Annotated in this window: 11 protein-coding genes; 5 read left to right on the top strand and 6 right to left on the bottom strand. The window is 70.5% G+C overall.

The window, feature by feature from the left end:
• Window positions 1-38: 38 nt before the first annotated feature.
• Together ACFYPS_RS30890 and ACFYPS_RS30885 are read left to right on the top strand one after the other, a co-directional pair.
• Window positions 39-1,199, top strand: coding sequence for a histidine kinase (locus tag ACFYPS_RS30890; protein WP_354965845.1), 1,161 nt, complete (start codon window positions 39-41; stop codon window positions 1,197-1,199).
• Window positions 1,187-1,849, top strand: coding sequence for a response regulator transcription factor (locus ACFYPS_RS30885; RefSeq protein ID WP_354965846.1), 663 nt, complete (start codon window positions 1,187-1,189; stop codon window positions 1,847-1,849). The genes ACFYPS_RS30890 and ACFYPS_RS30885 overlap by 13 nt, the downstream gene beginning before the upstream one ends.
• 65 nt (window positions 1,850-1,914) lie before the next feature.
• On the opposite strand, the gene ACFYPS_RS30880 is transcribed toward ACFYPS_RS30885, so the two are convergent.
• Together ACFYPS_RS30880 and ACFYPS_RS30875 are read right to left on the bottom strand one after the other, a co-directional pair.
• Window positions 1,915-3,093, bottom strand: coding sequence for an aminotransferase class I/II-fold pyridoxal phosphate-dependent enzyme (locus tag ACFYPS_RS30880; RefSeq protein ID WP_354965847.1), 1,179 nt, complete (start codon window positions 3,091-3,093; stop codon window positions 1,915-1,917).
• Window positions 3,094-3,196: 103 nt separating this feature from the next.
• On the bottom strand, window positions 3,197-4,432 hold the full coding sequence (locus tag ACFYPS_RS30875; protein ID WP_354965848.1) for a low temperature requirement protein A: 1,236 nt from the start codon (window positions 4,430-4,432) through the stop codon (window positions 3,197-3,199).
• Window positions 4,433-4,599: 167 nt separating this feature from the next.
• On the opposite strand from ACFYPS_RS30875, the gene ACFYPS_RS30870 reads away from it, so the two are divergent.
• On the top strand, window positions 4,600-5,868 hold the full coding sequence (locus ACFYPS_RS30870; protein WP_354965849.1) for an MFS transporter: 1,269 nt from the start codon (window positions 4,600-4,602) through the stop codon (window positions 5,866-5,868).
• Here ACFYPS_RS30870 and ACFYPS_RS30865 read toward each other — a convergent pair.
• Both ACFYPS_RS30865 and ACFYPS_RS30860 read right to left on the bottom strand, forming a co-directional pair.
• Window positions 5,865-6,056, bottom strand: coding sequence for a GNAT family N-acetyltransferase (locus tag ACFYPS_RS30865; protein WP_354965910.1), 192 nt, complete (start codon window positions 6,054-6,056; stop codon window positions 5,865-5,867). The two genes, ACFYPS_RS30870 and ACFYPS_RS30865, sit on opposite strands and share 4 nt — an antisense overlap.
• Before the next feature lie 39 nt (window positions 6,057-6,095).
• Window positions 6,096-6,584 carry a hypothetical protein gene (locus ACFYPS_RS30860; protein ID WP_387329008.1) on the bottom strand — a complete coding sequence of 163 codons (489 nt, stop codon included), beginning with the start codon at window positions 6,582-6,584 and terminating at the stop codon, window positions 6,096-6,098.
• 168 nt (window positions 6,585-6,752) lie between these two features.
• Here ACFYPS_RS30860 and ACFYPS_RS30855 point away from each other — a divergent pair, with 168 nt between their 5' ends.
• Window positions 6,753-8,990, top strand: coding sequence for a hypothetical protein (locus ACFYPS_RS30855; RefSeq protein WP_354965851.1), 2,238 nt, complete (start codon window positions 6,753-6,755; stop codon window positions 8,988-8,990).
• A gap of 167 nt (window positions 8,991-9,157) precedes the next feature.
• Here ACFYPS_RS30855 and ACFYPS_RS30850 read toward each other — a convergent pair whose 3' ends face one another.
• Window positions 9,158-10,321, bottom strand: a complete 1,164-nt coding sequence (locus tag ACFYPS_RS30850; protein ID WP_354965852.1) for an FAD-dependent monooxygenase — start codon at window positions 10,319-10,321, stop codon at window positions 9,158-9,160.
• A gap of 99 nt (window positions 10,322-10,420) precedes the next feature.
• Between ACFYPS_RS30850 and ACFYPS_RS30845 the strand changes: the two genes are divergently transcribed.
• Window positions 10,421-11,080 carry a TetR family transcriptional regulator gene (locus ACFYPS_RS30845; protein WP_354965853.1) on the top strand — a complete coding sequence of 220 codons (660 nt, stop codon included), beginning with the start codon at window positions 10,421-10,423 and terminating at the stop codon, window positions 11,078-11,080.
• Between the two features lie 29 nt (window positions 11,081-11,109).
• Here the strand turns inward: ACFYPS_RS30845 and ACFYPS_RS30840 are convergent, their stop codons facing one another.
• Window positions 11,110-12,243, bottom strand: a complete 1,134-nt coding sequence (locus ACFYPS_RS30840) for a low temperature requirement protein A (protein ID WP_387329003.1) — start codon at window positions 12,241-12,243, stop codon at window positions 11,110-11,112.
• Window positions 12,244-12,339: the final 96 nt, after the last annotated feature.

Here is a 12,339-nt window from a genome sequence, read left to right as displayed (position 1 = left end):
GGTGGTCCGGCCCTCCGCGAGCCCAGTAGCCTGCGCTGGTGGATGCGGCGACGTGCGACGTAAACCCGCCGCGGACGTGGCGTTCCGCCCCGGTGGGCGTGACGACCGTGGCGATGGGCGTGCTCATCGCGACCGTGCTGTGGTCCGCCACCCGCTCCGGGTCGACCGCCCTGGTCCGCGCCGATGTCGCGCTGGCGGTGGCCGCCCTGGCCCTCGTTCCGGTGGTCGTCCGCCGCCCGGAGGTCGCGGGCGTGCTGGCGGGCCTGCTGGTGGCGCTCTCGCCGGTGGCCACTCCGGTGGCGAGCTTCGCGGTGCTGTTCACCGCCCGCAACCGGCCGTTCCGGCAGGCCGCGGTGGTGGCGGCGGTCGGCGTGGCGGGCGAGGCGGTGCAGGCGGTGTGGCGGCCGATGCCCAGCCTGCCGTACGGGTGGCGGCTGGTGCTGATGACGGCCGCGTACGCAGCCCTGCTGGGCTGGGGCACCTGGGCGCAGGCCCGGCACGCCCTGCTGGCGGCGCTGCGGGACCGGGCCTGGCGGGCGGAGCAGGAGCAGGAACGCCGGGTCGTCGAGGCCCGGGCGGCCGAGCGCAGCCGGATCGCGCGGGAGATGCACGACGTGCTGGCCCACCGGCTGTCGCTGTTGGCGGCGGCCGCCGGCGCGATGGAGTACCGGCCGGACGCGCCACCCGAGCGGCTCAGCGCCGCCGCCGGGGTGATCCGGGCCAGCGCGCACCACGCCCTCGACGAGCTGCGCGAGGTCATCACGCTGCTGCGCAGCGACGACGCCGAGGCTCCGGCGGACGCGCCACCCGGGCAGACCCTCGCCGACCTGCCGCGCCTGGTCGAGGAGGCCCGGGCGGCCGGGCAGCACATCGAGGTCGACGACCCGCTCGGCCCGCCGGCCGAGGTCCCGCCGGCGGTCGGCCGCACCGCCTACCGGATCGCGCAGGAGGCATTGACCAACGCCCGCAAGCACGCCGCCGGGCAGCCGGTCCGACTCGCCGTCGGCGGGGCTCCCGGCTCCGGCCTGAGCATCGCGGTGAGCAACCCGACCACGCCCGACGGCGGTGCCGCCGGGCACGACGGCGCGGGCCTGATCGGTCTCGCCGAACGGGCCACCCTCACCGGCGGCCGCGTCGCCCACCACATCGACGCCTCGGGTCGGTTCCACCTCACCGCGTGGCTGCCGTGGCCGAGGTGACGGGCCCGGTCCGGGTCGTCATCGTCGACGACGACCCTCTGGTACGGGGAATGCTGACGATGATGCTCGACGGCGCCGACGGGATCGTCGTCGTGGGCGAGGCCGCCGACGGCGGTGCGGCGATCACCGCGGTGGACCGGCACATGCCCGACGTGGTGCTGATGGACATCCGGATGCCCGGCGTCAACGGCATCACCGCCACCGAGCGCCTGCGCCGCCGCCCCCGGCCACCGGAGATCATCGTGCTCACCACGTTCGACACCGACGAGCACGTGGTGCGGGCCCTGCGGGCCGGCGCCAGCGGGTTCCTGCTCAAGGACACCCCGCCGGAGCGGATCAGCCAGGCCGTCCGCGCCGTCGCCGCCGGCAACCCGATGCTGTCGCCGGGCGTCACGCGCCGCCTCATGCAGCGGGTGGCCTCCGGCGCCGAGTCCTACGAGCACGCGCGTGCCCGGCTGGCCCTGCTCACGCCCCGTGAACGCGACGTCGTGCTGGCCATCGCGCAGGGACGCTCCAACGCCGAGATCGCCACCGAGCTGCTGATGAGCGTGACCACCGTGAAGGCCCACGTCTCGCACATCCTGACCAAGCTGGACCTCGACAACCGCACCCAGATCGCCCTGCTCGCCCACGACGGCCGGCTGGCCTGAGCCGGACGCGCGGCCACCCTGTCGACGAACAGGACAGCGACTCGGCGGCCCTCCGAAGTGGCTTCTCAGGCGACGGCGGTGGCCATCCGGCGTACCGCCTCGCTGATCAACTCCGGTGCGGTGGCCAGATTCAGCCGGACATGGCCGCCGCCGCCGGTGCCGAAGGCCGAACCGGAGTTGAGCGCCACCCGGCCACGGTCGAGGAACACGGTGGCGGGGTCGTCACCGAGGCCCAGGGCACGGCAGTCGAGCCAGGCGAGATAGGTGGCCTGACCGGGCTGGCAACGGATGGCCGGCAGGTGCTCGGCGAGCAGCGCGGCAAGGAGCCGGCGATTGTCGTCCAGGCCGGTCAACAGGGCGTCGAGCCACTCGCCGCCGTCGCGGAAGGCGGCGGTGTGGGCGATCACGGCGAGGTGGCTGGTGCTGACGCTGGCCTCGAACGGAACGCGGGCGAGGTCTCCGACCGCGGCCGGGCCGGCGATGAGGAGCGCACCGCGCAGGCCGGCCAGGTTCCACCCCTTGGAGGCGGACATCAGCGACAGGCCGTTCTCCGCGCCGGGCACCGAGAGGTACGGCACGAACCGCTCTCCCCCAGCCACCACCGGAGCGTGGATCTCGTCGGCGACCACCCGCACCCCGTGCCGCTCAGCCAGACTGGCGACGGCGGCCAACTCGTCCGCGGTGTGCAGAACGCCGGTCGGGTTGTGCGGGCTGCACAGCAGGTACGCAACTGGCCGCCCACCAGCCCGAGCCTGCCGGAACGCGTCCTCCAGTGCGCCGAGGTCGATCCGCAGGTCCTCGCCGAGCGGCGCCTCCACGATCCGGCGGCCGGCGTGCGCCACGAACTCGTAGAACGGCGGGTAGACCGGGCAGTTGACGACCACCGCGTCCCCCGGCTCGGTGACCAGCCGCAGCGCCTCGACGATGCCGTGCATCACGTCGGGCACCAGCGCGGTGCGCTCCACGGCCAGCCCGTCCCAACCCCACCGACGCCGGGCGAACTCCGCCAGCGCCTGCGGGTACGCCGTGCCAGCGGTGTAGCCGGTGTCGCCGCGCGCGACGGCCTCGGTGATCGCCCTCGCGACCGGCTCGGCCAGCGGCACGTCCATCTCCGCCACCCAGAGCGGCAGCACGTCGTCCGGGTATTCCCGCCACTTGAGGCTCGTCCGTTGCCGGAGCTGGTCGATGGTGAGTTGGCGAAGCGGATTCACCGCGTTGCGGGCACCACGAAGCACAGCACTCATGGCTGAAGCCTATTCCGCTCCGGCCACGTCGCGATCACGGCCGAGGGTGGAGATGGCACCCGGTGCGGGCTGTCGGGGCTGGTCGCTGTGCACGGCCGCGCGGTCACGCCTCGAAGTCGCGATCGCCGGGCGTCTCCCGCCCGATCGGCGACGCGGGAACCTCCAGCGGCCGTCCCCGGCTCCGCAGCGCGTCGAGCAGCGCGACCAGGGCCAGCACTACGGCCACCACGCTCAGCCCGACCATCGGCGACCAGCGGGCCAACGCCGGTGTGCACAGCAGCAGGGCCACCAAGCCGATCATCCGGGGTCCGGAAACCCGGCCGAAGATCTCGTACTCCAGCCGCAGACGGGCGACGAGGAAGAGCACCGGACCGCCCACCACGAACAGAAGCCAACTGAGCCGCGGCGACCCGAACGGATGGTCGATCACCAGCTCGTAGCCGACCGAGGTGACCAGCACGCTGAGCACGATCAACGCATGCGTCCGTTCCGACGCCGTACCCAGCCGGCCGGGCATACCCGCCCGATCCAACGCCTCGGTCAACAGCAGCCCGGCGCGGTGGAAGTAGATCCGCCACAGCAGCGCGCTGGTGGCGAACGCGACCCCGAACGCGACGGCCCGCTCCGCGGAGTAGTCCCTGCCGCTGAAAACCGTGCCGATGACGAGGATCGACTCACCGAGTGCGATGAGGAACATCTGTTGGTGACGTTCGGCCAGATGCTTCCCGGTGATCCGCCAGCGGCTCACCGCCGCAGCCCCGAGCCGCGGCAGCGGCCAGCCCAGAGCCCAGGCGAGGTAGTCGACAGCGAGGGCGGCAGCCCACAGCGGCAGGCGAAACCGGTCCGGGCCCAACGCGCCGGCCAGCCAGAGCGGCGCGGAAATCGCCGCCCATCCGGCAAGCCGGAACGGCACCAGCCGTCGCGGATGGCCACGCAGCGCGGCGGCGACCACCAGCGGCCGCACCACCATCACCATCAGGTACGCGACCGCGAACGGCAGCGCTCGCCCCTCCATCGCGCGTGGCAGCGCCACCGCCATCACCAGGCTGGCGAACATGGTGCCGACCACGACGGCCTGGATGATCGACCGCTCTGGTTCGTAGCGACTGGTGATCCAGGTGGTGTGCGACCAGATCAGCCAGAGCGCCAGGAAGAGCAACAGGGTACGACCGAAACCTTCGAGCAGCGCCCAACCAGTGTCATCGTTCAGGTCGGCGAATCGTTGCGAGACCCGGGCGAGGGCCACGACGAAAGCCAGATCGAAGAAGAGCTCCAGAAACGTGGCGCGGCCCGAACTCGCCGGAGGGCGCAGCAGATCGGCTCCGCGTCCCGCCGCCATCGTCCGCCTCCGCCCCCTCGTCGCACCAACGAGTCGGCCGCCCGAGGGGTTGCGTCAACCCCTTGGGCGTCCCCCTCGCTGTGGTGGATCCACGGTGTGGTCCGCTGAGGCCCGCGAGCTGAGCGGGGGTCGGGCCTCGATTACGGTGACCATGAAGGGGGTGGGCCATGGCGCCGGAGGTATCGCCGCGAAGGGCCAGGGCCGTGCTCGTCGCGCTCTCCCTCGCCGCGTTCGCGTTCATCACGACCGAACTGCTGCCCGTCGGCCTGCTGACCCACATCGCACCCGACCTCGACCGGTCGCGCACGCAGGTGGGTCTGCTGGTCAGCGGGTACGCCGTCGTGGTCGTGCTGGCGTCCGTGCCGCTGGCCCGGCTGACCCAGCGGGTACCCAGGCGTCAACTGCTCGGCGGCACGATGCTCCTGTTCGCCGCCGCGAACGCCACCTCCGCGCTCGCGCCGACGTACGCCGTGCTGGCCGGCTCCCGCCTCGTGACCGCCCTGGCCCAGGCGCTGTTCTGGTCCATCGCCACGGCGACCGTGACCGGGCCCTTCCCGGTCGCGGTGCGCGGCCGGGTGGTAGCGCTGTTCGCCACCGGGGCGACGCTCGCCCCGGTGCTCGGCGTACCCCTGGGCACCTGGCTCGGGCAGCAGGCCGGTTGGCGCGCGGCGTTCGCGGTGCTGGCCGGGGTCGGTCTGGCGATCGCCGCCGCGGTGCTCGTCCTCCTTCCCTCCTACCCGCCGGCCGCTGGCGGCGCCGCCCGGGGCACCGCACCGGACGGGCGGCGCTTCGCCCTGCTGTTGATCGCGACCGCCCTCGGCATCGGCGGCTTCATGACCCTGCAGACCTACGTCACACCGTTCCTGCTCGACGTCAGCGGCTTCGCCGACGCGGTGCTGGCGCCGCTGCTGTTCGTCTCCGGCGCGGCCGGCGTCGTCGGCACCCTGGCCGCGGCCCGGACCCTGGACACCCGGCCGATCGCTTCCCTGCTGGCGCCGCTGAGCATCGGCACCGCCTCGCTGTTCGGCCTGTACGCGCTCGGCGCGCTCCGGCCCGGCGCGGTCGCACTCCTCGCCGGGATAGGCCTCGGTTACGCGGCGTTCGGCTCCGCCGTGCAGAGCCGGATGCTGCAACTGGCTCCGGGCAGCACCGACATCGCGTCGGCCGGCGTCAGCACCGCCTTCAACGCCGGCATCGCCGGCGGATCACTGCTCGGCGGCGCCCTCCTGCCCACCTCGGGAGCACGCCCGCTGGCACTCGTCGGCGGGTTGCTGACGCTGGCCGCCCTCACACTGCTCGCCCTGGACGCGCGGCGGTGTCGCGCCGCCGGGCCGGCGCCGACCGCCGCCCGTTCCGCCACCAGCCCCGCAGCTACGCGGCAGGTCACACCTACCCGGACGGGAAGGCCACTGCACGATCGGCAGAGTGCGCCCTAGGCTGTCTCGGTCGCATCGCCGCAGGTGATGTCGAGCGGGATACCGCGGTTGCGGTACTCCTCGCGGACCTTGACTGACTGGATGTCGCCGTACCACCGGTCCAGCGACTCGTTAGTGGGCACCCGTTGCGCGACGAGGAGCCAGGCTGCGCCGACCACGTGCCCGTCCATCTCGGCGACGAACGGCAGGGCTCGACGGGGACCTGCTCGAGTTCTGGAAGAGCTGACCTAGCGCTCGTACCGCTCGAATCGGATGACAACGTCCCGCAGGTGGTCGTTGGGTCTGCGGACGAACAGGCCGCGGATCTCGATGAACGGGTTGCAGATCGGCGGGAGATTGTCCTCGTCCACGTAGTCGTCCTCGTCCTCGTACTCCTCCTCCGCTCCGGGGTCCTTCAAGAACTGGACGAACGGGGTTTTCGGCTGGTCGGGGTGGGTGGGCTCGACCGGGTTGCGGTGCCACACGGTGCCGTAATTGCGGTTGAGCACCTCGCCCAGGTACCACCCCGGCACCATGACCGCGGGCTGCTCGGCCTCCTCGGCCGCGAGCAGGTCGTCCCAGCCGGCGAACCGCTCACGCAGCAGCTGGTCCAGGCGGTCCAGGGAGTCCACGGTGAAGTCCCACGCCTGCCCAGTCTCACGGGACCAGACCGGAAAGGCCGTTTGCTGGGCCGCCAACCAGGTGTTCAGCCGCGGGTTGTCGGCCCAGTCGCTCATGCGCGGTCTCCACTCAGCATTTGATAACGAAAAGATACCCATAGTTGTCGATTGGTTGCATCGGGGCACGCCAATACGACGCCGTTCCATATGGTGCCACACGGCGCCGGGGACCAGACGACTACGAACGGGGAGGCACCGGCGTCTCCCTCCCTGGATGGGATCTACATGAGCTACCCCAGAGTCCGGCTCCGTGCGCACCTGCTGTTCCGCGGCCTGGTAGCGGCCGTCTGCGCCGTGCTGTTGTCCGCCGGCACCATGCCCGTCGCCTCGGCGGCGGCGCCGCCCATGCTGACCGGCAAGCGCTGCGACGTGAAGTTCAAGCTGACCGGCAACCCGTCGAAACCGGGGACGCTGCCGGTCGGTGACGCCAGCCGGATCAAGTCGGCGTGGGACACGTACGACTACGTGAATCAGCGGCAGTCGATGGACGGGCTGGCGGCGCCCACAGCGGTTGACCTCGCGGAGGCCGGCGTCGACTCGACGAAGTGGAAAGAGGGCGACCCGCGCAAGGTCTACGCCAGCTACAACTACCGGCAGCTCAGCTCGAACCCGTACAAGGGCACGTTCCAGGACTGGCTCAACGACGCGTACATCGACAACGCCGCCCGCCGCACGCGTGGCGATGCCTTCCACAAGAAAATTGTGCAAGACCTGAACCTGGTCGGCCCGGACTGGCTCTGCGAGGTCGAGGTCAAGGACGCGGACGGCAAGGTCATCCGCCGGTACGACGCGGTCAACCAGAGGACCAAGGAGTTCGTCGAGATCAAGTCGGGTGGCGGGATCGTCGACAAGCAGCTGCCCAACGACCGCCAGGTGCTCAAGGACCCGCGGTTCAAGGAGTATTCGCTGCGCTACGTCTACGGCCAGGAGCCGGAGCCCCGCAGCACCACCAAGCTGCGCGAGCTCGGCGCCGACGCCGGACAGCACCCGGACGGCAAGTCCCGGGTCACCACCTACCAGCACCGCTCCACCCCGGTCGTGCGGTTCACCCCCGGCCCGCACACCAAGTTCGACCCGACGCTGAACCCGAACCCGCAGGCGAACTCCGGCTCGCGCGGCGGCCTCAACGACATGCTCAACCAGTCGAAGCCGACCCCGGAGACCATGCGCCAGCAGATGGAGCGCATCCGACAGGGCGACACCACCGGTCAGCGCCTGCGCGGCCCCGGCGGCGTCGACTTCTCCACCCTCGAGCTGCGTTTTGTCGGCGCCCCGGTCAAGGGCGAGGGCCTGGACTACTCGTTCACCGCCGACAAGATGCCCGACCCGGACACCAACCCCGGCTTCGGCGGCCAGGAGAAGGCCCAGCTGATCTCCGACTCGTTCTTCACCTGGCTGGCGCTCACCCCGGAGAAGTTCTGGGTGAACCTCAACCCGGACGAGCCGCAGCGCGTGATGGACGCCAAGTTCGGCAAGACCGACGCCGGGCGGGTGCTGCTCGAGGCCGACCTGCAGATGAAGCACGACTTCGCCGCGGCCATGAACCCGAAGACCGACCTGGGCAGGAAGTTCTGGAACGAGAACCAGTTGACCGACGGGCTGCCCTGCCTGCACGGCATCCGCAACTGGATCGAACCGGAGCCCGCGCAGGTGCGTGAGCAGGACGGCGGCATCTACATTCTGGACGCCCCGCTCAAGGTCAACTCGGTGCCGCAGGAGGTCGACTTCGACCTGCCCGGCGACCCGTGCGAGCCCACCAAGGCGCAGATCGAGCACAACCAGAAGGTCGTCGAAAAGCTGATCGTTCCGGCGGTCGAGAAGAAGATCAATCAAGATGCCGCGTACGCCGACCTGCGCCGTGTCTACACGTCCCGGGTAGCGGCCGAGTGGATCCGGCTGCAGGACGCGAAGAAGGCCACCGACTACCACAAGATCATCAACAGCGACGACGCGTCGAAGTGGCCGATCCGCGGCGAGAAGTGGGACTTCAACGAGACCTGGCAGCGGTACCTCAAGTCGTTCCGCGACGGCGACTACACGTTCGAGTGGGAGGCCGGCGGGCAGGTCTACGTCTACACGATGGGCGGCGTCGACTTCTCCAAGTCGCCCAAGGAGAACGTGTCGAAGCAGCAGTTCACGGCGCAGCACCAGTACCTGCCGCGGAGCACGAGGACGTCGGTGCAGACGATGACCGACGACGCCGAGAGCGACGACCTGCTGCTGCTCGGCGGCAACACCAGGGCCAGGCCGACGACCGGCGACACTGCCACGCCTCCGGCGGACGACGACTCCGACGAGCCGCCGTCCGACGGTGCGGGTGGCGGCGACAACGACGGCGGCCTGCCGGTCACCGGCGACAACGTTCCGGTGCCCGTGCTGGTCTCCGTCGCGCTCGCCCTGATCATCGCGGGCGCGGCTCTGACCTGGCGGGCCCGTCGGCGGCGGCGCATCTTCGTCAGCTAGCGATCGTGTTTCGCACAGCGGCGGCATCGTTCCCGGTGCCGCCGCTGTGTCCGCCGAGGACGCGAAGGCGCACAGGAATTCGGTCGTAGGGCACGGTGGCTGCCGGGTCGTTGAGCGCCGCGTCGATTACTGGCCGGCACATGCTGGCCGAATCTCGGTCAAGGCGGCTATGCCCTCTGGGGCTTGGGCGTGCCGGGTGTGTAGTCGTACAGCCATGCGGTGGCCTTCTCATAAACCAATGGCACGAACACGCGCATGATCAGCGCCTGCAGGTGCCGCTTGACCGGTCCGGCCTTCTTGGCACCGCGGTTGTCCTCGGCCGCGCCGAGGAGCTTGACGATGCGGGGGCGGCGTTCCGCGTCGTACGCCTTCAACGCGGCTGCGGTCGTCGGCTCGGCCTGCAATGCCGCGGCGAGGACGACGGCGTCTTCGATCGCCATCGACGCGCCCTGCCCGGCGCCGACTGGGTGGGCCGCGTCCCCGACCAGGACGATGCGGTCGCTGTGCCAGGTCGGGACCGGGTCGACCGCGTGCATGATGACGGTCGGGTGCAGCCTGGTGGTGGCGGCTATGACCGCCGACGGCGCCGTCTCGGCCTCGTAGAGCTGCGCGGTTCGGTGCACCCATTCGGCGTCGCTCACGCCGGTGCGGTCGGGCTCGACGGCGTCGGCGATTTGGGCCGACCACCACACCTCTCCGTCGCCAGCGGCAATGTGGATGAAGGCGCCGTTGCGAGCGACGGTCATGTTGAACACCCCGGGATCGACGTTGTCCATCGTAGAAATTCCAGACACGGCGTAGAGCCCGGCGTACTCGGGATGCGGTGCTTCCGGGTCGAGCAGGCCGCGAACCGTCGACCAGATGCCGTCGGCGGCCACCAGCAGGTCGGCAGAGTCCCGTTTGCCGCTGGCGAACTCGGCGGCGACGCAGTCAGGGGCTTCGGTGACGCCGACGAGCCGTTCGCCGGTCACGATCTGCGCGCCGGCGGTGATGGCCGCGTCGCGCAGCGCACCGACGAGCCGTCCACGAAGCAGGGTGACGCTGTGCAGGGTGTCGCTGCTGCGCCTGCCCCGCGGCACGTCGCCCAGCAGCCAGCCGCCCGCTGACCACATCCGCTGCCGCGGTACGTCCACGCCCGCCGCCTGCACCGGCGGCAGACAGCCGAGCGCGTCCAGGCCCCGAAGCCCGTTGGTGGCCACACTGACGAACGAGCCGACGTCTCCGGCCGGATCCTCCCACGCCTCATAGACGGTCACCTCGGCACCGATGCCGCGCAGGGCGAGAGCGGCCCCAGCCCCGGCAACGCCACCGCCGATCACGATCGCACGCATACCCATCACTCCTTGAATGGTCGTTCAGTGAACCGAGATTCGGTGAAAGTATGTTCGGTATGCTTCACGTGGTCAACCGGTCATGCGGAAGGGGCACCGATGCGCCAAGGCAAGCCGACCGCCACCGAGCGCCGCACCGGCGTACGCAAGATCAAGGCCGCGCAGACCCGTGAGGCGCTACTGGACGCGGCCCGGCAGGTGTTCGCGGAGCGCGGCTACCTCAACACCAAGATCACGGACATCACGGCGGCGGCAGGCCGGGCCACCGGCTCGTTCTACGAGCACTTTGCCGACAAGGACGAGCTGCTGCAGGCGCTCCTCGCCGACCTGGAAGCCGCGGCCGACGCACACCTCGCCGACCACGACCACCCCAAGGACCACGACCTGACCGACCGCGCCCAACTGCGCGACCACCTCGAAATCGCCTGGACCGTCATGCGCGAGCACCGGCCGATCAGCATCGCCCTGTTCCAGTCCATGGTCGCCGCCGACCCCGCATCGGGCCGGGCCTGGCACGACCTGACCGGCCAGACCACCCCCCTGCGCGATCACCTGGAATACCTGCGCGAGCGGGGCCACTCCCTGCCCGGTGATCCGCAGCTGATCGGGGCTGCCATCGGCGCGATGCTCGCCACCCTCGGCTACGCAATGCCAGCCACGGGCAAGGACGCCCATGACGAACAGGTCATCGACGCCCTCACCGATCTGCTGCTCTACGGGCTGACCGGGCCACGTCACAACAACACAGCCTCCGCATAAGCGTTGCCGTTGACCACGTCGCTCTGGTGTCAGCGTGGCGGCGAGGCCTGCTCCAGTGGGCGTCCGTGGGCTCGGATCGCGTCCGAGACGGCGATGCCGAGCAGGACCGAGGCAGCTGCTGCAGCGACCCAGAGTGGCGGCAGGCCGACCATCACCGGCGCCATGGCCGCGAGGGCGAGGATCCCGATCGGCCGTGGCCGGGACACGCGGGCGAAGGCCACGTACTCGAATAGTGAGCGCCCGGCTAGGAAGAGCGCGGGCCCGCCGAGGATGGCGCCGACCCAGGCGGGTCTGGTGTGGTCGAATGGATCCATCAGGACGAGCTCGGAACCGGCCGAGGTGGCGAGGATGCCGGCCACCATGAGCAGGTGGGACAACTCGGCCGACCGACCGAGCCGGCCGGGGTCGGCGGACGCTTCGATGGCCTCGCCCAGGATCTGGCCGGCTCGGTAGAAGTAGATCCGCCACAGCAACACCGTCGTGAGGAACGACAACGTAAGGGCCAATGTTCGTTCCGCCACGATCGGACCGCGTAGAAGACTCGAGCCGGAGGTCAGGATCGTCTCACCAAGTGCGACGATGACGAGCTGCCAGTAGCGTTCGGCCAGGTGCTCGCCCGCGACGGCCCACGGGGACACCCGCGAGCGACCCATCCCCGGTACCGGCCAGCCGAGTCTGCCCCCCAGGTAGTCGATCGCCAGGGCCAGCGTCCACAGCGAATTGCGCGTCACCTCCCCCGGTGCGAGGGCTCCGGCGATCCACGGCACCGCCGACGCGCCGAACCAGACGAGCGCCAGCATGTTGACGCGGCGCAGGGCGTCACCCCGCAGGGTGACGACGAAGAAGAGGGTACGGCCCACCTGGATCGCGACGTACGTGCTCGCGAAGAGCAGGCCGGTCTCGGCGAGAGCCCCGGATATCGCGACCGCCAGAAACAGACTCCCGAGCATCGTCGCGAGGACAACGAACTGGATCGCCGGCTGGAACGGGTCGAATCTGCTGGTCGTCCACGACGTCTGGGTCCAGATCCACCAGACGGCCAACAGCAGCAGCAGAGTCTCGCCGTTTTCCGCGAGGGAAGTGGTCAACGTCTCTGCGACGTGATCCCTGGTGTAGTCCAGCACCAACTCGTGCACGATCCGGGTGAGCGCGAATACGTACACCGACGTGATCTCAACAAGAATCCGGTAGGTATCGGTATTCGAAGTGGATGAGGTGGAGAGCAGCGCGGACGATGTCGCCGATCTGCCGTGGGCTGG

It is taken from the genome of Micromonospora sp. NPDC005087, from assembly GCF_042872965.1.
Classification (GTDB): Bacteria; Actinomycetota; Actinomycetes; order Mycobacteriales; family Micromonosporaceae; genus Micromonospora.
Note: the sequence above shows the minus strand (reverse complement) of the source record. Positions and strands in the feature narration are given on the sequence as shown.